General features: G+C 22.7%; 27 protein-coding genes, 1 rRNA gene and 1 other RNA gene. 11 read left to right on the plus strand and 18 right to left on the minus strand.

What is annotated here, in order from left to right; genetic code table 11:
- Positions 1–17: 17 nt before the first annotated feature.
- From rplV to rpsL, 11 genes are all read right to left on the minus strand, one after another.
- Positions 18–350 carry a 50S ribosomal protein L22 gene (gene rplV, locus C9I82_RS01060; RefSeq protein ID WP_115956011.1) on the minus strand — a complete coding sequence of 111 codons (333 nt, stop codon included), beginning with the start codon at positions 348–350 and terminating at the stop codon, positions 18–20.
- A gap of 15 nt (positions 351–365) precedes the next feature.
- Positions 366–650: a 30S ribosomal protein S19 gene (rpsS, locus tag C9I82_RS01065; protein ID WP_115956012.1), complete on the minus strand. Its 285-nt coding sequence runs from the start codon at positions 648–650 to the stop codon at positions 366–368.
- A gap of 12 nt (positions 651–662) precedes the next feature.
- Positions 663–1,484: a 50S ribosomal protein L2 gene (gene rplB / locus C9I82_RS01070; RefSeq protein ID WP_115956013.1), complete on the minus strand. Its 822-nt coding sequence runs from the start codon at positions 1,482–1,484 to the stop codon at positions 663–665.
- Positions 1,485–1,504: 20 nt separating this feature from the next.
- Positions 1,505–1,807, minus strand: coding sequence for a 50S ribosomal protein L23 (rplW, locus tag C9I82_RS01075; RefSeq protein ID WP_115956014.1), 303 nt, complete (start codon positions 1,805–1,807; stop codon positions 1,505–1,507).
- Complete coding sequence (rplD, locus tag C9I82_RS01080) at positions 1,804–2,409, minus strand: 50S ribosomal protein L4 (protein WP_115956015.1); 606 nt, start codon at positions 2,407–2,409, stop codon at positions 1,804–1,806. Before rplD ends, rplW begins: the two co-directional genes overlap by 4 nt.
- Positions 2,387–3,046 carry a 50S ribosomal protein L3 gene (gene rplC, locus C9I82_RS01085; RefSeq protein WP_115956016.1) on the minus strand — a complete coding sequence of 220 codons (660 nt, stop codon included), beginning with the start codon at positions 3,044–3,046 and terminating at the stop codon, positions 2,387–2,389. The genes rplD and rplC overlap by 23 nt, the downstream gene beginning before the upstream one ends.
- Before the next feature lie 33 nt (positions 3,047–3,079).
- Entirely contained in the window at positions 3,080–3,391 is a 312-nt protein-coding gene (rpsJ, locus tag C9I82_RS01090; protein ID WP_115956017.1) for a 30S ribosomal protein S10, read from the minus strand.
- Between the two features lie 133 nt (positions 3,392–3,524).
- Positions 3,525–4,709, minus strand: a complete 1,185-nt coding sequence (gene tuf / locus C9I82_RS01095; protein ID WP_115956018.1) for an elongation factor Tu — start codon at positions 4,707–4,709, stop codon at positions 3,525–3,527.
- Positions 4,710–4,761: 52 nt separating this feature from the next.
- Positions 4,762–6,870, minus strand: coding sequence for an elongation factor G (fusA, locus tag C9I82_RS01100; RefSeq protein ID WP_115956019.1), 2,109 nt, complete (start codon positions 6,868–6,870; stop codon positions 4,762–4,764).
- Between the two features lie 25 nt (positions 6,871–6,895).
- Entirely contained in the window at positions 6,896–7,366 is a 471-nt protein-coding gene (rpsG, locus tag C9I82_RS01105) for a 30S ribosomal protein S7 (RefSeq protein ID WP_115956020.1), read from the minus strand.
- 31 nt (positions 7,367–7,397) lie between these two features.
- Positions 7,398–7,769: a 30S ribosomal protein S12 gene (rpsL, locus tag C9I82_RS01110; protein WP_115956021.1), complete on the minus strand. Its 372-nt coding sequence runs from the start codon at positions 7,767–7,769 to the stop codon at positions 7,398–7,400.
- 310 nt (positions 7,770–8,079) lie between these two features.
- Between rpsL and C9I82_RS01115 the strand changes: the two genes are divergently transcribed.
- The 8 genes from C9I82_RS01115 to rnpB all read left to right on the plus strand — a co-directional run bounded on the left by C9I82_RS01115 (position 8,080) and on the right by rnpB (position 13,245).
- On the plus strand, positions 8,080–8,829 hold the full coding sequence (locus C9I82_RS01115; RefSeq protein ID WP_115956022.1) for a YciC family protein: 750 nt from the start codon (positions 8,080–8,082) through the stop codon (positions 8,827–8,829).
- Between the two features lie 32 nt (positions 8,830–8,861).
- Positions 8,862–9,461: a D-sedoheptulose 7-phosphate isomerase gene (gene lpcA / locus C9I82_RS01120; RefSeq protein ID WP_115956247.1), complete on the plus strand. Its 600-nt coding sequence runs from the start codon at positions 8,862–8,864 to the stop codon at positions 9,459–9,461.
- A gap of 30 nt (positions 9,462–9,491) precedes the next feature.
- Entirely contained in the window at positions 9,492–10,226 is a 735-nt protein-coding gene (locus C9I82_RS01125; protein ID WP_115956023.1) for a 16S rRNA (uracil(1498)-N(3))-methyltransferase, read from the plus strand.
- A 227-nt stretch (positions 10,227–10,453) separates the two neighbouring features.
- Entirely contained in the window at positions 10,454–10,888 is a 435-nt protein-coding gene (gene ruvX, locus C9I82_RS01130; protein ID WP_115956024.1) for a Holliday junction resolvase RuvX, read from the plus strand.
- Positions 10,889–10,961: 73 nt separating this feature from the next.
- Entirely contained in the window at positions 10,962–11,513 is a 552-nt protein-coding gene (locus C9I82_RS01135) for a YggT family protein (RefSeq protein WP_115956025.1), read from the plus strand.
- A gap of 54 nt (positions 11,514–11,567) precedes the next feature.
- The gene (locus tag C9I82_RS01140) at positions 11,568–11,807 is read left to right on the plus strand and encodes an oxidative damage protection protein (RefSeq protein WP_115956026.1); all 240 of its coding nucleotides are present in this window, start codon (positions 11,568–11,570) and stop codon (positions 11,805–11,807) included.
- Positions 11,808–12,010: 203 nt separating this feature from the next.
- A complete protein-coding gene (rsmI, locus tag C9I82_RS01145) occupies positions 12,011–12,853 on the plus strand; it encodes a 16S rRNA (cytidine(1402)-2'-O)-methyltransferase (RefSeq protein WP_115956027.1) in 843 nt (280 codons plus the stop codon).
- A 13-nt stretch (positions 12,854–12,866) separates the two neighbouring features.
- Positions 12,867–13,245, plus strand: an RNA gene (gene rnpB, locus C9I82_RS01150) — RNase P RNA component class A.
- 25 nt (positions 13,246–13,270) lie between these two features.
- Here rnpB and pmbA read toward each other — a convergent pair.
- A complete protein-coding gene (pmbA, locus tag C9I82_RS01155) occupies positions 13,271–14,611 on the minus strand; it encodes a metalloprotease PmbA (protein ID WP_115956028.1) in 1,341 nt (446 codons plus the stop codon).
- A gap of 183 nt (positions 14,612–14,794) precedes the next feature.
- Between pmbA and C9I82_RS01160 the strand changes: the two genes are divergently transcribed.
- The gene (locus C9I82_RS01160; RefSeq protein ID WP_115956029.1) at positions 14,795–15,691 is read left to right on the plus strand and encodes a DMT family transporter; all 897 of its coding nucleotides are present in this window, start codon (positions 14,795–14,797) and stop codon (positions 15,689–15,691) included.
- 22 nt (positions 15,692–15,713) lie between these two features.
- Here C9I82_RS01160 and rrf read toward each other — a convergent pair.
- A 5S ribosomal RNA gene (gene rrf, locus C9I82_RS01165) occupies positions 15,714–15,827 on the minus strand.
- A gap of 162 nt (positions 15,828–15,989) precedes the next feature.
- On the opposite strand from rrf, the gene C9I82_RS01170 reads away from it, so the two are divergent.
- Entirely contained in the window at positions 15,990–17,708 is a 1,719-nt protein-coding gene (locus C9I82_RS01170; RefSeq protein ID WP_115956030.1) for a proline--tRNA ligase, read from the plus strand.
- Positions 17,709–17,745: 37 nt separating this feature from the next.
- On the opposite strand, the gene alr is transcribed toward C9I82_RS01170, so the two are convergent.
- A complete protein-coding gene (gene alr / locus C9I82_RS01175; RefSeq protein ID WP_115956031.1) occupies positions 17,746–18,813 on the minus strand; it encodes an alanine racemase in 1,068 nt (355 codons plus the stop codon).
- 758 nt (positions 18,814–19,571) lie between these two features.
- On the opposite strand from alr, the gene truA reads away from it, so the two are divergent.
- Complete coding sequence (truA, locus tag C9I82_RS01180) at positions 19,572–20,372, plus strand: tRNA pseudouridine(38-40) synthase TruA (RefSeq protein ID WP_115956032.1); 801 nt, start codon at positions 19,572–19,574, stop codon at positions 20,370–20,372.
- Here the strand turns inward: truA and tilS are convergent.
- The 4 genes from tilS to hldE all read right to left on the minus strand — a co-directional run bounded on the left by tilS (position 20,361) and on the right by hldE (position 24,793).
- Complete coding sequence (gene tilS / locus C9I82_RS01185; protein WP_115956033.1) at positions 20,361–21,653, minus strand: tRNA lysidine(34) synthetase TilS; 1,293 nt, start codon at positions 21,651–21,653, stop codon at positions 20,361–20,363. The two genes, truA and tilS, sit on opposite strands and share 12 nt — an antisense overlap.
- 81 nt (positions 21,654–21,734) lie before the next feature.
- Positions 21,735–22,460, minus strand: a complete 726-nt coding sequence (locus C9I82_RS01190) for a 1-acylglycerol-3-phosphate O-acyltransferase (RefSeq protein WP_115956034.1) — start codon at positions 22,458–22,460, stop codon at positions 21,735–21,737.
- Between the two features lie 109 nt (positions 22,461–22,569).
- The gene (gene ribB, locus C9I82_RS01195; RefSeq protein ID WP_115956035.1) at positions 22,570–23,226 is read right to left on the minus strand and encodes a 3,4-dihydroxy-2-butanone-4-phosphate synthase; all 657 of its coding nucleotides are present in this window, start codon (positions 23,224–23,226) and stop codon (positions 22,570–22,572) included.
- A gap of 160 nt (positions 23,227–23,386) precedes the next feature.
- Entirely contained in the window at positions 23,387–24,793 is a 1,407-nt protein-coding gene (hldE, locus tag C9I82_RS01200) for a bifunctional D-glycero-beta-D-manno-heptose-7-phosphate kinase/D-glycero-beta-D-manno-heptose 1-phosphate adenylyltransferase HldE (RefSeq protein WP_115956036.1), read from the minus strand.
- Positions 24,794–24,878: the final 85 nt, after the last annotated feature.

The raw sequence follows: 24,878 nt of genomic DNA on the forward strand, positions 1-24,878 counted from the left end.
CTTATAATTTTATATATTTAATAATCAGAAACAATAATAGTAATATGACTAGTACGTTTTAAAATTTTATCCGCTCTACCTCTTGCACGAGGCATTGTACGTTTAATTCTTGATCCTTCATCAACAAAAGATCTATAAATAAATAATTTACTAATATCAATGCTATTAATAACTCTAGCATTGGAACAAGCACTAATTAATATTTTTTTTATAATACGTGAAGCTTTATTATTAGTAAAAAATAAAATATCTAATGCTTTAATAACCTTTTTACCACGTATTAGATCAATTACTAATCTTGCCTTTTGAGCTGATATTTTAACATAACGATGTTTAGCTATTGCTTCCATTTATTTATAATCCAATTAAACCTTACTTTTGTTAATATTTTTTTCCAATATATGTCCACGATAAGTACGTGTAGGAGAAAATTCACCTAATTTATGACCCACCATTTCATCAGTAATATATATGGGTATGTGATAACGTCCATTATGTACAGAGATAGTTAACCCAATCATATTGGGTAATATAATAGACCTTCTTGACCAAGTTTTTAAAAGTTTTTTATCTTTATCTCTAACAGCATTTTTCACTTTTTTTAATAAATGATAATCTATAAAAGGACCTTTTCTAATAGAACGAGGCATTAATATATCTCCTTATTTTACACGTCCACGAATAATGTACTTATCAGTTCTTTTATTATGTCTGGTTTTTTTTCCTTTAGTTTGCAAACCCCATGGTGAAACAGGATGTTTACCAAAATTACGACCTTCACCACCTCCATGAGGATGATCAATAGGATTCATAGCCGTACCTCTAACAGTAGGTCTAATACCTTTAAGTCTAGAAACACCAGCCTTACCAAAAAAACAAAGCATATGTTCAGAATTACCTACTTCTCCAAGTGTAGCATAACAATTAATAAAAAATTTACGAATTTCACTAGATCGTAATCTTACAGTGACATACTTATTATCTCTTGAAATTAATTGTGCACTACTACCAGCTGACCTAACATATTGACCACCTTTTCCAGGCCTTGATTCAATATTATGAATATTACTTCCTATAGGAATATTATTTAATGGTAAAGAATTACCTATTTGTATAGGAACCCTTAATCCTGATAAAATTTTATCACCTATTTGTAAACCCTTAGGTGCTAAAATATAACGACGTTCACCATCACTATATAAAATCAATGCTATTATAGAAGATCTATTCGGATCATATTCAAATCTTACAACCTTTCCTAAAATATTAAATTTATTCCTTTTAAAATCTATTTTACGATATAATCTTTTATGACCACCACCTATATGACGTACAGTAATTCTACCTAAATTATTACGACCACCTGTTTTAGTTTTTTTAAATAATAATTTATAATATGGCCTACCTTTATATAAATTAAAATTGACAATCTTAACAGCATGACGTTTACCTGGAGTTATTGGCTTATATTTTATAACTGTCATTATTTATCCAAAATATATGTTTACTTATTTATATTTATAAAATCTAACTTTTGTCCTTTTTTTAAAGTAACATAAGCTTTTTTATAACCATTTCGTTTACCTATATATTTACCATGTCTTTTTTTTTTACCTTTTAAAATAAGTGTGTATACACTTTTTACTTTAATATCAAAAATTTTTTCTAAAGCATATTTTATCTCTAATTTATTAGCATTTTTCAAAACCTTAAAAATAAAAATATTATTTTTTTCCAACATAAAAGAGGACTTTTCAGATATATGTTGAGATATTATAATTTTTAAAGATCTAACAATATAATTCATAATAAATATTCCTCAATTTTTTTTAACGAATCAATTGTCAAAATAATATTTTTAAAAAAAATAAGATTAACAGGATTTATATTTCTTGTGGTACATACACTTACCATGTGAAGATTACGAGAAGCTAAAAACAAATTTTTATCATAATTAGAAAGTATTATCAATACTGATTTAATTAACATATCTTTTAACTTTTTAACTAATAAAAAAGTCTTACAACTATTAATACTAAAATCTTTTAGTAAAACTAAACGATTTTGATAAAATAATTTAGAAAAAATACTACGTAAAGCTTCCTTATACATTTTTTTATTTATTTTTTTTACGTATTTTTTAGGCTTAGATGCGAAAGTAACACCACCAGACCTCCATATAGGACTTTTTACAGATCCAGCACGAGCACGACCAGTACCTTTTTGACGCCATGGTTTTTTATTTGAACCTTTAACTTCAGCTCTAGATTTTTGTGATTTACTACCCTGACGATGCATAGCTTGAAAGGAAACAATAACTTGATGTATCAAATTTTCTTTGAAGGGTTTATTAAATATATTTTTAGATAATACAACAGATTCAAGACTATCTTTTGTTAATAATTCCATTTTTACTATATCCTTTTATCGATGGTTTAACAATTAAATTTCCTCCATTTTTACCTGGTAATATTCCATTAATCAAAAGCAAATCATTCTTAGAATCAATGCTAAATATTTTTAAATTTTGAATTGTAACACGTTCATTACCTAATCTACCAGACATTTTTTTACCCTTAAATACTCTACCAGGAGTTTGATTTTGGCCAATAGATCCAGGCGCACGATGAGATAATGAATTACCGTGAGTAGCATCTTGAGTTTTAAAATTCCATCTCTTTACAGTTCCAGAAAACCCTTTTCCCTTAGATATTCCAATAACATCAACTATCTTTAAATTTAAAAATAAATCTAAATTAATAACTTGACCTAAATAATAATTATTAATGTTAGAGACACGAAATTCAAATAATCCAATACCAACATTGACATTAGATTTAGCATAATGACCTATTTCAGATCTTAAAATACGATTATTTTTTTTCTTACCATAAGATACCTGTACTGCATCATAACCATCTATATGAATATTTTTAATTTGAACTATACGATTATTCTCGATCTTTAAAATTGATACAGGAATAAACAAATTATTCATAGCAAAAATTCTAGTAATACCTATTTTTTTACAAATCAAGCCTAACATTTATTTTTAAAATCCTTAAAATATAAAATTTAATTATCCTAAACTAATTTGCACATCTACACCTGCAGCTAAATCTAATTTCATAAGAGCATCTACAGTCTTTTCAGTGGGTTTAACAATATCTACTAACCGTTTATGTGTACATATCTCATATTGATCTCGTGCATCTTTATTAACATGAGGGGATACTAATATAGTAAATCTTTCTTTACGCGTAGGTAAAGGTATAGGTCCTTTTACCTGAGCACCTGTACGTTTAGCAGTTTCCACTATCTCTATAGTGGATTGATCAATCAAGCGATGATCAAAAGCTTTTAAACGAATACGTATCCTTTGCTTTTGCATAGATACAAAACTCCAATAATATTTTATGAAACAAAATAACCTAAAGAAAATTATTAGTCAAGAAAAACATCATATGAACAAAAATAATTTATTTAACATATAAAAATAAAAATACATAAAAAAATTATTTTATTTAAGAAATAATCTTAGAAACAATACCAGCACCAACTGTACGACCTCCTTCACGAATAGCAAAACGTAAACCACTGGACATAGCAATAGGATGAATTAATGTAACAAACATTTTAGTATTATCTCCGGGCATAATCATTTCTACTCCTGATGGTAATTCAATAGAACCAGTAACATCTGTAGTACGAAAATAAAACTGTGGACGATAACCATTAAAAAAAGGAGTATGTCTTCCACCTTCTTCTTTAGATAAAACATACATCTCTGATTCAAATTTCATATATGGCTTAATACTATTAGGTTTAGATAACACCTGACCACGCTCGATATCATCACGTTTTGTACCTCTTAATAAAATACCAACATTTTCTCCAGCTCTAGCTTCATCCAATAACTTACGAAACATTTCAACACCAGTACAAATAGTTTTAACTGTTGGTTTAATTCCAACTATTTCTATTTCTTCACCAACACTAACAACCCCTTGTTCTACTCTACCAGTAACAACTGTGCCACGTCCAGATATAGAAAATACATCTTCTATTGGTAATAAAAAGGGCTGATCTATTAATCTCTTGGGTTCAGGAATATATGAATCTAAACAATCAGCTAAATCTAAAATTTTACTTTCCCAAACAAAATCACCATTTAAAGCCTTAATTGCTGATCCTCTAATAATAGGTGTCGTATCACCAGGAAAATTATATTTAGATAATAAATCTCTCACTTCCATCTCAACTAATTCTAATAATTCATCATCATCAACCATATCACATTTATTTAAAAAAACTACGATATAAGGTACACCAACTTGTCTTCCTAAAAGGATATGTTCACGCGTTTGCGGCATAGGACCATCAATCGCGGAAACAACTAATATTGCTCCATCCATTTGAGCTGCTCCAGTAACCATATTTTTAATATAATCAGCATGACCAGGGCAATCTACATGTGCATAATGCCTAATAGATGTATCATATTCAACATGAGAAGTATTAATAGTAATACCACGAGCTTTCTCTTCAGGAGCATTGTCTATCTGTTCAAATGCCCTAGCTGTACCACCATACTTTTTAGATAAAACAGTAGTTATTGCTGCTGTAAGAGTTGTTTTTCCATGATCAACATGACCAATTGTACCTACATTTAAATGAGGTTTTAAACGCTTAAATTTTTCTTTAGACACAATAAAATTCCTTAATGTATTTATTTAAAATGTAAAAAATTTTAAAAATCTATTATTTAAAATGCATTTCTATTATATTTTTAGATACATAATCAGGTGCTTCAACATACTTTAAAAATTCCATACTATAAAAAGCTCTACCTTGTGTATTGGAACGTAAATCAGTAGCATAACCAAACATTTCAGACAAGGGTACTTCAGCATTAATAACTTTACCATTTATTATATCAATCATATTACCAATAATACCCCTTCTACGATTCAAATCACCAATAACATCTCCCATATATTCATTAGGAGTTTCTATTTCAACATTCATTATAGGTTCTAATATTATAGGATTGGCACGCTTAAAAGCTTCTTTAAATGCAATAGATGCAGCTAACTTAAAAGCATATTCAGAGGAATCAACATTATGATAAGATCCAAAATGTAACCGTACCTCAACATTAACTACAGGGTATCCAGCTAATGGACCAGCTTTTAACTGTTCTCGAATACTTTTATCTATAGAAGAAATATATTCACTGGGAATAATACCACCTTTAATATCATTTGTAAACTTATAACTTATATTAAAAGATCTTAATGGTATTAAATCTATTACAACATGACCATACTGACCTCTACCACCTGATTGTCTAATATATTTTCCTTCTATATTTTTCACAAGAGAACAAATTGTTTCACGATAAGCAACACGAGGTTTACCAACATCAACATCAATAAAATATTCCCTTTTCATTCTATCTATTAGAATCTCTAAATGTAATTCACCCATTCCAGAAATAATGGTCTGATTAGATTCTTTATCAATATTTACTCTAAATGATGGATCTTCTTTAGATAAACGACTTAAAACTAATCCCATTTTTTCTTGATCAGATTTAGTTTTAGGTTCAATGGCAATAGAAATAACGGGGTCAGGAAATTCCATACGTTCTAAAATAATTGGTTCTTCTACAGAACATAAAGTATCACCAGTAATAACATCCTTTAACCCTATAGCAGCAGCTATATCTCCAGCTCTAACCTCTTTTATTTCTTCACGTTTATTAGCATGCATTTGAACTATACGACCTAATCTTTCTTTTTTAGATTTTCTGGGATTATAAATAATATCACCAGCTCTAACAACACCAGAATATACTCTAAAAAAAGTCAAATTTCCAACAAAAGGATCATTGGCAATTTTAAAAGCCAAAGCCGAAAATTTTTCTTTATCACTAGTACTACGATTAATTACTGTATCATTATTAATATGAGTAATACCCTTGATAGAAGGAACATCTAATGGTGATGGTAAATAATCAATTATAGCATCAAGTAAAGACTGAACTCCTTTATTTTTAAAAGAAGATCCACACGTTAATAAAACCACTTCATTATCTAATACTTTTTTTCTTAAAGCGAATTGTATTTCATATTCTGATAATATCTCATTATTAAAATATTTATTTATCAAATGATCGTCAGATTCAACAGCTATTTCAATTAATTTTTGTCTCCACACATTAGAAATATCTAACATTTCAAAAGGAATATCATTATAAATAAAAGTTAAACCTTGATCAACATCATTCCAATAAATAGCTTTCATTTTTACAAGATCAATTATCCCAATAAATTTTTCTTCATTACCAATAGCTAATTGTATAGGAATAACATTAGCTCCTAATTTACATTTAATTTGATCAACAACCTTAAAAAAATCAGCACCTAATCTATCCATCTTATTTATAAATGCAATTCTAGGAACCTTATATTTATTTGCTTGACGCCAGACAGTTTCAGATTGAGGTTGAACACCTCCAACAGCACAATATAACATTACAACACCATCTAATACTCGCATGGACCGTTCTACCTCAACGGTAAAATCAACATGACCAGGTGTATCAATTATATTAATACGATGAGATTTAAATTGATTTTTCATACCAGACCAAAATGCTGTAGTTGCAGCAGAAGTTATAGTAATTCCACGTTCCTGTTCTTGTTCCATCCAATCCATTGTAGCAGCACCATCATGAACTTCGCCAATTTTATGATTAACTCCAGTATAAAACAAAATTCTTTCGGTTGTAGTAGTTTTACCAGCATCTATATGAGCGCTGATACCAATATTTCGATATTGTGATATAGATACAGAACGAGACATTTTAAACACCTAAATATATATAAAATCACCAACGATAATGTGCAAAAGCTTTATTAGCTTCAGCCATTCTATGAATTTCTTCCTTTTTCTTAATTGAATTACCTTTATTTTCATAAGCATCACATAATTCATTTACTAATCGTATGATCATAGATTTTCCATTACTATTTCTAGCAGAAGAAATTATCCAACGCATAGCTAACATATTACTACGCAATAAACGTATTTCAACAGGAACCTGATACGTTGAACCACCAACTCTTCTAGATTTTACCTCAATCATAGGACGAACATTTTCGATAGCAACGTCAAATATATCTAACTCCTTTTTATTTAATCGTTTAGATAAAATATTAAGCACTATATAAATAATAGATTCAGCAAGAGATTTTTTACCATCAACCATTAATATATTAATAAATTTAGATAACAAAATAGATCCAAATTTTGGATCAGGTAAAACATCACGTTGTCCAATAACACGTCTACGCGACATAAAATAAAATTACCTCCTAAATATAAAAAAATTATTTCTTAATCTTTACACCATATTTTGAACGAGAATTCTTGCGATTTTTAACACCATCACAATCCAAAGCTCCACGAACAACATGATATCTAACCCCAGGTAAATCTTTAACTCTACCACCTCTAATTAAAACCATTGAATGTTCTTGTAAATTATGGCCCTCACCCCCGATATATGATGTTACTTCTAAACCATTAGTCAATCTAACACGACATACTTTACGCAATGCTGAATTAGGCTTTTTAGGAGTAGTTGTATATACTCTAATACATACACCACGTTTATGCGGACAAGAACGTAAAGCTGAAACATTACTTTTATAAAATTTACGAATCCTAGAATTACGTACCAATTGATTAATAGTCGCCATTTAATAATCCCTAATTTATTAAATTATTTTATAATATTAAAAAATAAATAATAATATCAATGCTAAAATAAATAAATTTTAATAAAAATATAATTTAAAACTTTAAATATATTGAAAATAAAAAAAAAACAAGTTTATTAAAATGTAAAATTTCATAAATCAAAAATAAATTTTAAATAATTTTAAATAAATAAAATTTACATAAATAACAGATGATACTATCATAAAATAAAGAAATACTAAAATATTTTTAAAATAAAAAATATATTTATAAAGTTTAAAATATAAAATTAATTATGGAACAAATTAAATGAATATAAACATTAAAAAAATATCTAAAAATACAATCTTTTTTTATAAAAAACAATTTATAAAAATATTACTAATTTCTATTATTGCCGCATTTATAACTATTATAATAAATAACACTTTAATAACAAGAATAGAATTCTTACAAAATTTAATTAATCAATATGAAATATTTAATATAAAACAAAATTTAATAGAATTAATATTAAAAATGACAAAAGAAGAAAAAAAAACATTCATACAATTATGTATAGTATTAACATGTTCTCATTTAATTGGAAATACATTTTTAAATGTAAGCTTAATAAATATAATAAACAATATCCTAAAGAACAAAAAAAATAATATTCAAAAATTAATATGTAAAATATTAAATGATTTTCCAAAATCATTAATATTAACAACAATAATTAATATAATCACAGAAATAGGAATGATTATATTTATAGTTCCAGGAATAATAATTTCTTCTATTTTATCTCTATCACAAATAATACTAATTATAGAAAAAAAAAAAATAATAAATTCCATCAAACAAAGTATATTACTTGCTAATAAAAATATAAAAATAATAACTTTTGGTATTTCATTAATTTTTATTATTAAAATTATAATATTTATTTTAAGTACAAAAATAATATTTTTTTCAAAATCAATAAATTTAATAACAATACAAACTATAAATAATTTGATTTCAAGTATACAAATAATTTATATATATAGATATTACACATTAAATAAAAAAAATTGATAACAAACATTAAATTAAAAAAAGGAAATAAAATGTATAAAAATTTAATAATATCAGAATTGAATTCAGCGGAAAAATTAATAAAAAAATTTAAAATAAATAAAAATAATATAAAAATTATACAAAAAATAGCTATTTTAATTGCTAATGCATTTAAAAAAAACAAAAAAATTATATCATGTGGCAATGGCGGATCATATTGTGATGCCATGCATTTCTCAGAAGAATTAACTGGAATATATAGAAAATACAGATCTCCATATCCTGCTCTAACAATAACAGATGGTGGACACATTACATGTACTGGAAATGATTTAGGGTATGATAAAATATTTTCTAGATATATCGAAGCAATTGGTAAAAATGATGATATATTATTATGTATATCTACAAGTGGTAAATCTGAGAATATTATAAAAGCAATAAAAATGGCAAATTCAAAAGGAATGAAAACAATAGCATTAACTGGTAAAAACAACGGAATAATATCAAAAATATCAAATATAGAAATACAAGTACCATATAAAAAATATTCAGATAGAATTCAAGAAATACACATAAAAATTATACACATAATAATTCTTTTAATAGAAAAAGAAATGGAAAAATATAATTTTATAAAAAACACTTAAAAAAATATTTAATATAATATTATATAACTTATGTATATTCCTACTATTTATAAAAAAAAAAAATTAAAACTAAAAAAAATAATAACTCTAAATAAAAATAATAAAAAATATATAATAAAAGTACTACGTTTAAAACTAGGAAGTAAAATAAAAATATTTAATAAACACAATCAAATTTATTTAGGAAATATAATTTCTATTGATAAAAATAAATTACAATTAAAATTAATAAAACAAATAAAAAAAAAATATGAATCACCACTAAATATACATCTTGGACAAATAATATCAACTGATAAAAAAATGAAATGGATAATACAAAAATCTGTAGAATTAGGAATAAACACTATAACCCCTTTATTTTCAAAAAAAAACCTAATAAAAATAAATAAATATAAAATAAAAAATAAAATAAATAAATGGAAAAAAATTATAATATCAGCATGTCAACAATGTGGAAGAAATATTTTACCTAAAATAAAAAAACCTATAAAATTAGAAGAATGGATAAAAAAAAAAGAAAAAAATATAATTAAAATAAATTTTTATCATAAAACAAAAAACAAAATAAATAAGATTAAAAAACCTAAAAAAAAATTTAAAATCTTAATAGGATCAGAAAAAGGTTTATTAATAGAAGAAATAAAAATGTTAAATAATTATAAATTCATTAATATTTCATTAGGACCTAGAATATTAAGAACTGAAACTGCAGCAATTGTAGCAATTACAACAATACAACTAATATTCGGAGATTTAAAATAAAAAAATTAATTATTTAATTAAATTACAATAAATGTATAAAATAAAATAATTTTATTTATTATTACAATAAAATCAATAAAATTAATCAAAATTTAACATAACAAAAAAAAACATATTTTTAAAATATAAAATAATAAAAATATTAATAGTATAATTATAATATTCATAAAAAATAATCTATGTAAAAACAATGATTATTAATAAAATAATATCTATTGAGAATAAAAATGAAATTATTAGCCTTCGATTTCGGAACAAAAAAAATTGGAGTAGCAGTGGGACAAACTATAACAAAAACAGCAGAACCATTAAATTTAATAAAAATAAAAAATAATATGCCAGATTGGATAAAAATTAAAAAATTAAAAAAAGAATGGGAACCAAATTTAATTATTTTAGGATTACCATTAAATATGAATAATACAGAACAAATTTTTACAAAAAAAACAAAAAAATTCGCAAATAATTTAAGAAATATTTTAAATATACCAGTAGAACTACATGATGAAAGATTGACAACAATAGAAGCAAAAATTAATATTTTAAACAATTTAGAACATAAAAATTTAAAAAAAATAAATATAGATTCATATTCTGCAGTACTAATATTAGAAAGTTGGTTAAAAAATAATAAAAATAAATTTAAACATAAAAATAGATAAAACTAACAATAAATATTTTATAAAAAATAATAAAAATAATATTTTAATTAATACAAAATATAAATAGGAATTTATGTTAAATATTACAGAAACATTAAACTCTTTTATAAATTTTTATATAATAATAATAATATTAAGATTATGGATGCAAAAATTTAATTGTGATATATATAATCCATATTCACAAATTATCATTAAATTAACACAACAAATTAAAAAAAAAACAGAAATATATATTTCAAAAAAAAAAATTTTAGATAATATATTTATATTAACATTAATTATATTAACAATAATTAAATGTTATATATCAATATCAATAAAAAATTTAAAAATAACAATTATTTTATTAATAATAATTATATTAATATCATTAATAAAATCAATTGGATATTTAATATTTTGGATTTTAATTGCAAGATCATTAATGAATATGATAACAAAAGAAATGAATCCAACCTATTACATAATAATACAATTAACCGAACCAATTTTAAAAAAAACAAGAAAAATAATTCCAGTAATATCTAATATTGACTTTTCTATAACAAGTATAATAATACTCATATATGCTATAAACAAACTAGGTGAAGAAATAATACCTAAAATTTGGAATATAATATAAAATTAAAAAATATAAATACAAATTATACAAAACTAATAAAAAATAATAATAAATATGAATAATAAAATATTTTGCACATTTTTAAAAAAAAAAGCTAAAAAACAAAAAATACAACTTTACCCAGGTAAAATCGGAAAATTAATATATAAAAATATATCACAACAAGCATGGGAGCAATGGATAAAAAAACAAACTATATTAATAAATGAAAATAAACTAAATATGAATAAAAAAAAAGATCGTGAAATATTAACAGAAGAAATGTGTAAATATCTATTCAAAAATAAAAAATAATTGTTTTTATTTTATTATAATTTAGAAAACAAACATATATTATTACATATCTATAAAATTAAAATAATTTAAAATATGTAAATATATTAACAAGTAATCTATTTATCATAAAATAACATATTAAGAAAAATATATTTTTAAAAAAAATCAAAAAAATAAACTAAATATAATATAAATATTAAAAATTAATCATAACATAAGAAATGAAAATATTAAAAAAAAACAAATTATATATAGTTCCAACTCCTATAGGAAATCTAAAAGATATAACATATAGAGCAATAAATATTCTAAAAAAAATAGACATAATTTTAGCAGAAAATATAAAACACACAAAAATATTAATAAATCACTTTAAAATAAAAAAAACAATTTTAAAATTTAATAATGATTATGAACATAATAAAGTAAAAAAAATAATAAAATTAATTAAAACTGGTAAAAATGTAGCATTACTTTCAAGTGCTGGAACACCGACAATAAATGATCCAGGATATAAATTAATACATGCATGTCATTTATCAAATATAAAAATAATACCATTACCTGGCCCATGTGCTGCAATAACTGCTCTCAGTGCATCAGGAATGTCATTCAATAAATTTTGTTATGAAGGTTTCTTACCAAAAAAAAAAAAATCTAAAGAAACATTATTGAAATCTTTAAAAAAAGAAAAAAAAATAATAATCTTCTATGAATCAAAACATAGAATAATAAAAAGTTTAAAAACAATAATAAAAATATTTGGTGAAAACAGAAATATATTATTAGCAAAAGAAATGACAAAAATCTGGGAAATAATTCATAAAACAACAACAATTAACCTATTATATTTATTCGAAAATAAAAAAATAAAAAAAAAAGGTGAAATAGTTTTAGTAATTGATGGGTATAAAGAAAAAAAAGATGATATATCTGATAAAATAATAAAAACATTTAAAATTTTAAAAGATACTATATCAATAAAAAAAGCAATTGAAATAACAGCTAAAATACATAAAATTAAAAAAAATAAATTATATAATTTCATTATTAAAAAATATTGAAAAAAATGACTATAAAGTTAACCAGACAATCGCTGATTAAATAATTTTAAAATTTATAAAATATTAATTATTTAAAAAGAGGAAAGTCCGGGCTCCACAGGACAAAAGTGCCAGATAACATCTGGGAGATGCGAGTCTACGAAAAGTGTAACAGAAATAAACCGCTAATTTTATATTTAGCAAGGGTGAAAAGGAGTGGTAAGAGCACACCGTGAAATTGGTAACAATTTTCAGCAATACAAACTCCACTTGGAGCAAGGTTAAAATAAAGTTTAAAATGATATGGTCCTGTATATATTAAACTTAGGTAAACCGCTAAAGTAATTAAGCAATTAATTACTTAGATAAATGATTGTCAAAAACAGAACCCGGCTTATAGGTTAACTTTATAAAAAAAATACTATTTAAAAGAAAAAATTATAAACCAGATACTTGCATATCAGATAATAATATAGAACCACATTGAATATTACTACGTTTATCAATATCATTACTTAAGTATAATATATTCTTCCACATATCTTTTAAATTTCCAGAAATAGTGATCTCATTAATAGGATATTCAATAACACCTTTATTAACCCAAAATCCAAAAGCTCCTTTAGAATAATCACCAGTAACTATATTAACACCCTGACCTATTAATTCCGTAACCAAAATACAATTATCAACTTTACATAAAAGACTTTTTAAACTTATATCACTATGAGATACAAACCAATTATGTATACCATCATAATGTCCTGTACTTTTAAAACCTAATTGCCGACCTGAATAACTAGTCAACAACCATTTCTTTAATACACCATTTAAAACAATAATATGATCAACAGTCCTAACTCCTTCACTATCAAAATAAGAAGAAAATAAACCACGTAAAATATGAGGACGTTCATTTATATTTAACCAAGTAGGAAATATTTCCTTATTTAAATATCTATATAAACAAGTGGATTTACGATAAACATTATGTCCACTAATAGCAATTACTAAATATTTGAATAAATGATTAGAAATATCAGATAAAAAAATAATTGGATAAGTACCAGTTATTAATTTAAGCGGATTTAAACGTTTTAAAACACGTAAGGCACAATTTTTACCAATATATTCTGGTTTATCTAAATCACTAATTTTTCTACTGACAGTATAAAAATAATCCCTTTCCATTTCATTTTTGGATTTAGCAACAACACAACAAGATAAATAATAACTACTACTAATACAAAAATTAAAAATATCATAATTATTAGCAAATAATTTAATATTCACATTAGATATAAACTCTCCTCCTTCTGTACTAACAATTCTTGAATCAAAATTTAATGCAGTCATTTCAGCCAAAGAAGCCAATCCAATTGCTTCAGATATATTAAATTCCCATAAATGAAATAAATCTAAATCCAAATAATTATGAGCTAAAAGATCCAAATCTGGTACTCCAACAAATGGATCATAACTAAGATGATTGGTCATTAAAATAACTTTATCAATAATATTACAAATATTTTTTAACTCTATATTATTAAAACTAATTATTCCTTTACGATTATTTAAAAATATAGTAATAACAAAATTAGAACTATCATAAAATTCAATATTATTCATTATACCATGACGAGTAAGTACTTTTATCCCAATATCCTTACTAAGGATGATATTAACATCACATAATTTTTTATTAGATACTTGTAAAATTTTTTTAGCTATCTCATATAAATTTTTCTTATGATAATGAATTTTATTAAATATTTTCACATATTCTCCAAATTACAAAATTATTTTTAAAATTATAAAAATAAAACATATAAAAATTGTATACTTTTAAAATATTAACTAAATAATAATATAATTATTTTAAAAATATAATCAAAGATATTTTTAAAATATAAAATAAATAAAAGAATATTTTTAAATTTTATAATAATAATTGGAGTAAATATGTACAAAATAATAACATTTATATTATTCAGTACAGTAACACTTACCTGGGGAACTACCTGGATTGTAATGAAAATTGTAATAAAAACAATACCTCCAATTTTCGCTACAGGAATACGTTTCATAATAACAGCCCCAATTTTAATAATAATGGCAAAATTAATAAAAAAACCTTTATTATTTCCTGTAGGAAAAAAATATTTCCAAATAATAATAACTATATTTTATTTTATTATACCTTTTACATTAATGATATATAGCCAAAAATATATAAATTCAGGATTAGCATCAATAATTTTCGCAAATATGCCAATTGCAATATTAATTGCATCTAAAATATTAATAAAAGAAAAAACAAATAAAAAACAAATTTTAGGATTAATAATAGCAATAACATCTTTATCAATAATATTATTTACAGAATCAAAAATAAATACAAATATTCATTGGCAAGGATTCATATTAATCATAATATCAATTATTCTACATGCAATATTATATGTAGAAAGTAAAAAAAAATACTCCCATATATCAATTATAACATTCAATACTATACCAACACTATGTTCTGGTATTATATTACTATTAATAGGATGGATTATTGAACATCCAATAATAACAAATTTTTCCATTAATTCAATATTAGCTGTATTTTATTTAGGAATAATTGGAGGGGTTTTTGGTGTAATGTGTTATTTTACTTTACAAAAAAGAATTTCTACATTTAAGTCATCAATTGTATTTATATTATTTCCATTAATATCTATTACTTTAGAAAATTACATTTATAATCATAAACTATCAACAATATCAACCCTTGCGTTAGTACCATTAATAATAAGTATCATTATTATAATGACTCCAAAAGATTTTTATCTAAAAAAAAATACTAAATAAATTCAATATAAATATTGATAAAACTCGGCAATGACCTACTCTCACACAAATTACTTGTACTACCATCGGCGTAATGACGTTTCACTTCTGAGTTCGGAATGGTATCAGGTGGTACCACCACACTATAATCGCCAAGCTATATCAAATATAATTCAATAATTATTAATTATAATATATTAAAAAAAAATAAAATAAATAATTAAACTTATATTATACGATAAATAAATAAAAAATAAACTTAAAATTTAAATTATTATATAATAAAATAATAATCAAGAAAAAATAATTATCATAAACAATGAAAACAACAAAATATTTTATATCAACTTTAAAAAATATATCATCACAAACAAAAACAATAAGTTATAGATTAATGATTAAGTCTGGTATGATAAGAAAAATATCTTCTGGATTATATGCTTGGTTACCAATTGGAATTAAAGTTATACAAAATTTAAAAAAAATAATAAGAGAAGAAATGAATAAAATAGGATGTATAGAAATCAACACACCTATAATGCAACCAAGTAAATTATGGGAAAAAAGTAAAAGATTAAAAACATACGGATCAGATTTAATAAAATTAAAAGATAGAAAAAAAAAAAAATATATTTTAGCTCCAACACATGAAGAAATTATAACTTATTTAATAAAAAAAGAAATAAAATCTTATAAAAAACTACCAATAATATTATATCAAATACAAACAAAATTTAGAGATGAAATTAGACCTAGATTTGGTGTAATAAGATCGCGTGAATTTATAATGAAAGATGCTTATTCATTTCATGAAAACTATAAATCATTAACAAATAAATACAAAATAATATGTAAAACATATAAAAAAATTTTTAATAGAATAGGACTAAAAGTATATAAAGTTCATGCTAACTCAGGAAATATAGGAGGAAACATATCACATGAATTCCAAGCTTTAGCAAATGATGGAGAAGATACCATAGCAATATCAAAAAATTCAAATTACAAAGCAAATATTGAAGTTGCAAAATATATAACACCAAAAACTTTACCAATAAAATTTAAAAATAAAATAAAAAAAATAGATATAAAAAATGTTAATAATTTAGAAGAATTAACAAAAAAATATAAAATTTCAAAAAAAAAAATAATAAAAGTAATAATTGTTAAATCAAATAAAAAAAATATTAATCCTTTTACAGCACTGTTATTAAGAAGTGATCATCAAATAAATAAAACAAAAACAAAAAAAATAAAAACTATAAAACAACCCTTAGAAATAATAGACAAAAAAACAATATTAAAAAAAATAGGAATACATCCAATATACTTAGGACCAATAAAACTTAATATGCCAATAATAGCAGATAACAGTATAAAAAATATGAATAATTTTATTTCTGGATCTAATATAACAGGAAAATTTTTAAAAGGAATTAATTGGAATAGAGATTTAGCATTACCAAAAACAATGGATATAAGAAATGTAGTAGATGGAGATATTTTCCCAAATAATAAAGGAATAATTAATCTAAAGAAAAGTATAGAAGTAGGACATACTTTTCAATTAAATAATAAATATTCAAAAATAATGCAAACATATGTACAAAATAAAAAAGGAAAAAAAAAACTAATATTAATGGGTTGTTACGGACTAGGAATTACAAGAATTATAGCTGCATTAATTGAACAAAATAATGACAATAAAGGAATTGTATGGCCAGAAGAAATATCTCCATTTAAAATAGCTATAATACCTATAAATATGTATAAATCAATAAAAGTATATAATTTTACAAAAAAAATATATAAAAAAATTAAAAAAAAAAATATTGAAATTATATTAGATGACAGAAAAATATCTACAGGAAAAATATTTTCAGACATAGATTTATTAGGAATACCACATATAATAATCATCAGTAAAAAAAATTTAGAAAATAATAAAATAGAATACAAATCAAGAAAAAATCAAAAATCAAAACTAATAAATATAAAAAATATAATTGATTTTATAGATCATAAATTATTAAAATAAATAATTGGTAATTATTAATATTAAAATAAAAAATATATTATTTTAACGATATAGGAATTCTAGATGATAAAGAAGAAATTAATTCATAAGATATTGTATTTGACATACAAGCTACTTTATCAATACCAATATTATTCCCCCATAATTCAACATTAGATCCAATATCTGCTTTAGGACAATAAGTTAAATCAACAATTAAAGTATCCATTGAAATTAAACCTATAGTTTGAGTAATAACACCATCAACTGAAACAGGTGTAGAAATAGAAATATTTCTAGGATAACCATCAGAATATCCACAAGCTACAATACCAATACGTTTTTTTTCTTTAACAATATAATTACCATAACCTAATATATCACCAATATTTATATCTCTAATAAAAATAATTTTACTAGAAAATGTCATAACAGGTTTCAATCCATATTTAGAAATATCCCTATAATTTCCAGTCGGGGATAAACCATATAATAAAATACCAGAACGAACCCAATCGTAATTAAAATATGAACTAAATAAAATAACTGCAGAATTAGCGAAACAACATTTTATTTTATAATCATCTATAATAGAAGATATGTATCTTCTAGTGTCTTTTACGTGATTAAGATCATCTACATTAACAAAATGTGTCATCATTGTCATATCACCTATACTTTTCAATGATCTTAATTTATTCCATATTACAAAAAAATCTTTAAAATCAAATCCAAATCTATTCATACCACTATTAAATTTAACATATATATCTAATGGTGCAGAAAATTTAAAATGTTCTAAAGCATTAATTTGCCATTCACTATGTATACAACTTGTTAAATGATAACGATCAAAAATTTCTAACTCATTTTTTTCAAAAAACCCTTCTAATAATAAAATAGGTTTAACATAACCCATTTTTCTTAAAAACAAAGCATCTTCCAATTCAACTAATGCAAATCCATCAGCATCAGATAATAATTTCCAAATATATCTAATACCATGTCCATATGCATTAGATTTAACAACGGCCCAAAATTTAGAATTAAAAGAAATTTTACGTATAATAGATAAATTATCTTTCAAAATGGTACTATCTATAATAATACTAATTGGTCTTGACATATAAATAACCTTATATTAATAAAAAAATTAAAACCATCAAATATTCATAATAATATAATATCATTTAAAGAAAAATATAAAATTAAATAATAAATAAGAATAAAATAAAAATGATAATAAATAAAATATTCCATAAAGTAAAAAAAATATTTAATAATAATTCAAAAAATTAAAAAAATCACAGAAAGAAAAATAAATAGCCCTATATTAAAAAATAGATGCTGTTATTACAAAATCAAAACTTAAATAAAAAAAAATAATATTAAAAAACAAAAAATAGAAAATTAATCATATAGATAAAAAAAATAAAAAAAATAAAAAAGATAAATTCTTTTATACCCCTTAATTTAATAACATAGTAGTAGTATAATATATACTTTCATAATTATTATCAATTTTAAAAAATAAAATATTAAATTTAAAAAAAAAATATAAAAATTATAAAATTAAATAAAAAAACTAAAAAAACTAAAGATAAAACTCTAATATATAACTCATTAAACAATATAAAAAAATAAAAAAGAATTTGTATAATTAAAAATAAATTATCAACAAATTTAATATAATATTATTAAATATTATCTTGTTAAATAATAAAATAAAAAAAAATATTTCATCTATTTAATAAAATATAATAGATTAATTAAAAAAAATAGGATTTAATAAAAAATTTAAAATCCTAACATTATAAAAAATATTTTAATAAATAATAAACAAATATTAAATTAAAAAATAATAAATTATATAAAAATACTAATATGAAAATTGCAATAGGTATAGAATATAATGGAAAAAATTATTCAGGATGGCAAAAACAAAAAAAGAAAATAACAATACAATACCATGTTGAAAAAGCGTTATCAAAAATAGCAAATCACAAAATAAAAATTATTTGTGCTGGTAGAACTGACAAAGGAGTCCATAGCATAGGACAAGTAGCACATTTTATAACAAAAAAAAAAAGAAATAACTCTGCTTGGATAATTGGTACAAATTCATATTTACCAAAAGATATAACAATAATATGGGCAAAAAAAGTATCAACATTATTCCATGCACGTTACAGCGCAATTTCTAGAAACTACAAATATATTATATATAATAACAAAATTAGATCAGCAATTCTATTTAATGAACTAACACAATGTATACATCCTTTAAATATAAAAAAAATGTATAAAGCTAGTCAATATTTAATAGGAGAACACGATTTTAAATCATTTAAATCTAAACAATGTCAATCAATTTCATCAAAAAGAAAAATAATACAAATTAATATTTTTAAATATAAAAATTATATCATTACAGATATTAAAGCAGATGCTTTTATGTATCATATGGTAAGAAATATAGTAGGAAGCTTAATTGAAATAGGTAAAGAAAAAAAAAACGAATTATGGATGTTAAAATTACTAAATTTAAAAAATAACAACCTAAACATACCTACAGCACCAGCAAAAGGACTTTATTTAACATCAATAAATTATCCCAAATATTTTAATATTCCAATAATAAAAATATCAAAACCATTAATAATAAATGAAATATTATTTATTTAATTTCATAGAAATTTTCCAACAATTGATATTACAGTAACCATCAATTGTGACAAAAACACCTAAAGCAGATATAAACATGTTGTTATAGAAAATAAGAGGTATTCTATTTCTCATCCATGGAGGAATATTAAATTCCTGCCATAATTTTTTTATTTTACGCTTATGTTTCCTTCCAAATATATAATATTCACCATAAACCTCAAATCTAATATTAACCTCTTCATCATAATTAGGTTTTCTCAACGAAAATCCCTTGGAATCTACCAATAATATTCCTGAAGAATAAGGTAAATAACAAATATTCCATGGTTTATTCCATAATAAAATTAAATTTTTTAATGAAGGAAAAATTTTTATTAAATATATAATATTTCTATATCTTCTAACTTCATATTTAAATATTTTTAATTTTGGATTTGAATCTAAACTACTCATAATAACTTCATTATATAATTTATTTAAAAATGATCTACTAAAAAATTTAATTTTATGATATTCAATCCATCTTTTTAAGATTGCATTACATAATATGAAATCCATATGAAAAAAAGAAGAAATATTAAGAGAACCATCATAAAACAAATATTTTTTCAATTCAAGATCAATAAAATAATTTAATAAATACTTTTCATTTTTACAATGTTTAGCGCTTATAAAACAAGATCTTGAAAAAAAAGGCCATCTTTTTAATAATATAGGTATAACTTTATGACGTAAAAAATTTCTGTCATATCTAATATCATTATTACTGAAATCTTCCACCCAAACTAAATTATAAAATTCTGCCCAAAACTTTAATTCCTTACGAGTAATGAACAAAAATGGTCTTAAAATCAAATGATAATTATTAAAATACATCTTTTCACGAATAGCAGATAAACCAGATAAACCACTACCTCTTTTTAAAGCTAACAATACACTTTCACATTGATCATCCAAATGATGAGCAGTTAAAAGAATTTCCTCCTTAATTAATATTTTACACATTATACTATATCTCTTATAACGCAATTCAGCTTCTAAATTACCTTTACCATTTAAAGAAATATTCAATAAAACTAAAGGTATATTCCAATTTTTACATTGCTGAATACAATGATATTCCCAATCATCAGCATTAATACTAATACCATGATTAACATATACTGCTCTAATAAAACGAACAAAACCAGATTCTCTTAATAAAAATAATTTATGTAACAAAACAGTAGAATCTAACCCACCACTATATGCTACTAAATATTTTTTTTTAATATCAATTATTTTTTTAAGATAATACATATCATTAATTATTATATAAATAAAAAAATAAAATAAAATTATTAATAAAAAAAACGATTTATTTTTAAAATATAAATATATTTAATTTTCTCTTAAATAAATTTCATTATTTAATTTAAAAAATTTATCCTTAATTAATTTATTACAATAAACAGTTAATTCACGTACAGACATATCAATAAAATCATGTACTTCAATAGGAGATAACATTTCAACTATTACTAAACCATTATTAAATCTATTTAAATTTACTTTATTATGAATATTAGATATTATAATAGGAACAATAGGTATTTTAGCTAATATAGCCATATAAAATGCACCGGTTTTAAAAGACAATATACCTCTACCATTGCTCCTAGTACCTTCAGGAAACATCCAAACTGATATTTTTTTGTTTTTTAAAGCACTAACTATTTTTAATAAAGTATTATATGCTTTAATACATTTAAATCTTTCAATTAAAAAATTACCTGACAACCAATAAAATAAACCAAAAAAAGGAATCAACAATATATTTCGTTTTCCTACAGTAACAGTAAAATCCTGTAGTATACCAGCTGCCGCAATCAAATCATAATTATTTTGATGATTAGAAATATAAATAACATTACTACGATATTTTATATTAATAGGCTTACGTACTTCTAATGTAATACCTAATAACCTATTAAGTTTACAAATAATAAAAGAAAATTTAAATAAATTACTAGGATTTCGAGGATGAATTAAACAATAAATTATACCAAAAAAAATGAAAAAAATAGAAAAAATTAATAAAAAAACAAAACGTAATATAAATAACATAAAACTTTCACAAAAATAAAAATAAAACAACATTTATTGTAAAATAATAATAACAAATTTAAATAAAAATTACCAATTTAATTAAAAAAATATCTTAAATATATAAAAACTATACAAAAGATATATCATGAAAATTATAATATAAATACAAGTCATCTATTGTTAATAAAGGCATAGAATATTTATCAGATAAAATTATTAATTCTGGTAATTTAGACATCGAACCATCATCATTAATTAATTCACATAACACACTAAATGGCTTTAAATTGGCTAATTTAACTAAAGCTATTGAAGCTTCAGTATGACCTTTACGAGAGTAGAGACCTTCAATAGATGATACCAAAGGAAAAACATGACCAGGACGATGCAAATCACTAGGTTGAGCATTATCAGCAATAGCTGCACGTATAGTTGTTAATCTATCTTTAGCAGAAACACCTGTTGATACACCATGAGCAGCTTCTATAGTAACAGTAAAACTAGTACCATAAATACTAGTATTATCTTTAACCATCATAGGTAGATCTAATTGATATCTACGTTCTTCCGTAAGACATAAACAAACTATCCCACTACCATGACGAATAGTTAACGCCATTTGTTCTATATTCATTTTCTCAGCAGAAAATATAATATCACCTTCATTTTCCCTATCCTTATTATCTAATAAAATAACACCGTTACCATTGCATAAAGAATCTACAGCACGTTCTACCCTATATATAAAATCTTTAAAATAATAAATAAATTTCTTACTACTCATAATAAAATTAACCATAATAAAAGACAAAATAAAATAATATTAATTTGACTAAATAATAATAAACAAACAGATAAAAATAATCAAAAAAATATTCTATTATTTAAATATAACTTTTAATAAGAAAATATATATAAAATAATCTAAACTAAAATGCCTATATTTAAACAGAATAATTTGTTATTATATTTTGCTTAATATTAAAATTTAAAATCTTAATACCATAAGACAAAATTTGCTCATCAGCAATAAATTCATTTTCAGAAAAATTATCATATTTAATCAAAAAATCTGGTAAAATTTCTTTAATAATGAAATTTAAATTATTATCTTTAAAAGATACAATCCAATCAATATACTTTAAAGAACTTAATAAAAACATACGATCTTTTAAAGTCTGTATTAAACTATCTTTATTACTTAATTTATTAATAGAATAGCCATTATTTACAGCAACTATTAAACGATCACCAATACTACTGGCCTTTATTATAAAATTAATATGATTGACATGTAAAACATTAAAAACCCCATATATCATAACTATTTTTTCTTTTTGTTTTCTAGATAAATTCACTAAATATTTTAAATAATTAATATCAACAATATTAAAATTATTATCTATTCCAGACATGACATTATTCAATAATTCCAATAAATTTATAGATGAAGTTCTAAATTTACCAACAATAATACCAGCTGCTAAATTTGATAAATAACAAGACCTTTCCAAAGAATAACCGCTAGCAAAACTAGTTGCTAAAACAGCAATAACAGTATCACCAGCACCAGTAACATCATAAACTTTATCAGCAGTAGAACTAAAATTTAATGGATTCTTTCCATTTCTTAACAAAGTCATACCATGTTCAGAACGAGTAATTAATAATCCATATAAATCTAAATCATTTAATAATTTAATACCCTTAGTAAAAATTTGAGCATCATCAACACATTTACCGACTACAGACTCAAACTCAATAATATTAGGTGTTAATACAGTTGCTCCCTTATAACGTATAAAATCAGAACCCTTAGGGTCAATTAGTACAGGTATATTTTTCTTTTTTGCAGCATTAACAATAATATCTATGTCAACTAATGTACCTTTACCATAATCAGATATAATTAATACATCATAACAAGATAAAAATTTAATTACATAATCAAAAATCAAATTATTAATATTATTATTTAATTCACTTTCAAAATCTAACCTAATCAATTGTTGATCTTGAGATAAAATTCTAAATTTAGTAATAGTACTAAAAGATTTTAAAGTAATAAAATTATAAGAAATTTTTGCATCATTTAATAATCTTTTTAATATTTGACCATGTTCATCATCACCTATTAATCCAATTAATCTAACTTTAGCACCTAAACTATTGACATTCATTGCAACATTAGCAGCTCCACCAGGTATATCTTTAATATCTTTAACATTTAAAATAGGTACAGGAGCATCATTAGCAACAGAATTAACAATACCATAACAATAACGATCTAACATAACATCACCAACAACCAATACATTAACAGAATTAAAATTTAAGAAAATTGATTCCATCACATAAACTCCAAAATAAAATTTTAATTAATAAAGAAAAATAAATCAATTTTAGAATATTATAATATGAAAATATTGTAAAAAT

It is taken from the genome of Candidatus Purcelliella pentastirinorum (assembly GCF_003391335.1).
In the GTDB taxonomy this organism is placed as follows: Bacteria; Pseudomonadota; Gammaproteobacteria; order Enterobacterales; family Enterobacteriaceae; genus Purcelliella; species Purcelliella pentastirinorum.

What these genes read in the sequence shown, in the direction of transcription:
- rplV (WP_115956011.1), bottom strand. Translation starts at nt 350, where the DNA reads ATGGAAGCAATAGCTAAACATCGTTATGTTAAAATATCAGCTCAAAAG.
- rpsS (WP_115956012.1), bottom strand. Translation starts at nt 650, where the DNA reads ATGCCTCGTTCTATTAGAAAAGGTCCTTTTATAGATTATCATTTATTA.
- rplB (WP_115956013.1), bottom strand. Translation starts at nt 1,484, where the DNA reads ATGACAGTTATAAAATATAAGCCAATAACTCCAGGTAAACGTCATGCT.
- rplW (WP_115956014.1), bottom strand. Translation starts at nt 1,807, where the DNA reads ATGAATTATATTGTTAGATCTTTAAAAATTATAATATCTCAACATATA.
- rplD (WP_115956015.1), bottom strand. Translation starts at nt 2,409, where the DNA reads ATGGAATTATTAACAAAAGATAGTCTTGAATCTGTTGTATTATCTAAA.
- rplC (WP_115956016.1), bottom strand. Translation starts at nt 3,046, where the DNA reads ATGTTAGGCTTGATTTGTAAAAAAATAGGTATTACTAGAATTTTTGCT.
- rpsJ (WP_115956017.1), bottom strand. Translation starts at nt 3,391, where the DNA reads ATGCAAAAGCAAAGGATACGTATTCGTTTAAAAGCTTTTGATCATCGC.
- fusA (WP_115956019.1), bottom strand. Translation starts at nt 6,870, where the DNA reads ATGTCTCGTTCTGTATCTATATCACAATATCGAAATATTGGTATCAGC.
- rpsG (WP_115956020.1), bottom strand. Translation starts at nt 7,366, where the DNA reads ATGTCGCGTAGACGTGTTATTGGACAACGTGATGTTTTACCTGATCCA.
- rpsL (WP_115956021.1), bottom strand. Translation starts at nt 7,769, where the DNA reads ATGGCGACTATTAATCAATTGGTACGTAATTCTAGGATTCGTAAATTT.
- C9I82_RS01115 (WP_115956022.1), top strand. Translation starts at nt 8,080, where the DNA reads ATGAATATAAACATTAAAAAAATATCTAAAAATACAATCTTTTTTTAT.
- lpcA (WP_115956247.1), top strand. Translation starts at nt 8,862, where the DNA reads ATGTATAAAAATTTAATAATATCAGAATTGAATTCAGCGGAAAAATTA.
- C9I82_RS01125 (WP_115956023.1), top strand. Translation starts at nt 9,492, where the DNA reads ATGTATATTCCTACTATTTATAAAAAAAAAAAATTAAAACTAAAAAAA.
- ruvX (WP_115956024.1), top strand. Translation starts at nt 10,454, where the DNA reads ATGAAATTATTAGCCTTCGATTTCGGAACAAAAAAAATTGGAGTAGCA.
- C9I82_RS01135 (WP_115956025.1), top strand. Translation starts at nt 10,962, where the DNA reads ATGTTAAATATTACAGAAACATTAAACTCTTTTATAAATTTTTATATA.
- C9I82_RS01140 (WP_115956026.1), top strand. Translation starts at nt 11,568, where the DNA reads ATGAATAATAAAATATTTTGCACATTTTTAAAAAAAAAAGCTAAAAAA.
- rsmI (WP_115956027.1), top strand. Translation starts at nt 12,011, where the DNA reads ATGAAAATATTAAAAAAAAACAAATTATATATAGTTCCAACTCCTATA.
- C9I82_RS01160 (WP_115956029.1), top strand. Translation starts at nt 14,795, where the DNA reads ATGTACAAAATAATAACATTTATATTATTCAGTACAGTAACACTTACC.
- C9I82_RS01170 (WP_115956030.1), top strand. Translation starts at nt 15,990, where the DNA reads ATGAAAACAACAAAATATTTTATATCAACTTTAAAAAATATATCATCA.
- alr (WP_115956031.1), bottom strand. Translation starts at nt 18,813, where the DNA reads ATGTCAAGACCAATTAGTATTATTATAGATAGTACCATTTTGAAAGAT.
- truA (WP_115956032.1), top strand. Translation starts at nt 19,572, where the DNA reads ATGAAAATTGCAATAGGTATAGAATATAATGGAAAAAATTATTCAGGA.
- tilS (WP_115956033.1), bottom strand. Translation starts at nt 21,653, where the DNA reads ATGTATTATCTTAAAAAAATAATTGATATTAAAAAAAAATATTTAGTA.
- C9I82_RS01190 (WP_115956034.1), bottom strand. Translation starts at nt 22,460, where the DNA reads ATGTTATTTATATTACGTTTTGTTTTTTTATTAATTTTTTCTATTTTT.
- ribB (WP_115956035.1), bottom strand. Translation starts at nt 23,226, where the DNA reads ATGAGTAGTAAGAAATTTATTTATTATTTTAAAGATTTTATATATAGG.
- hldE (WP_115956036.1), bottom strand. Translation starts at nt 24,793, where the DNA reads ATGGAATCAATTTTCTTAAATTTTAATTCTGTTAATGTATTGGTTGTT.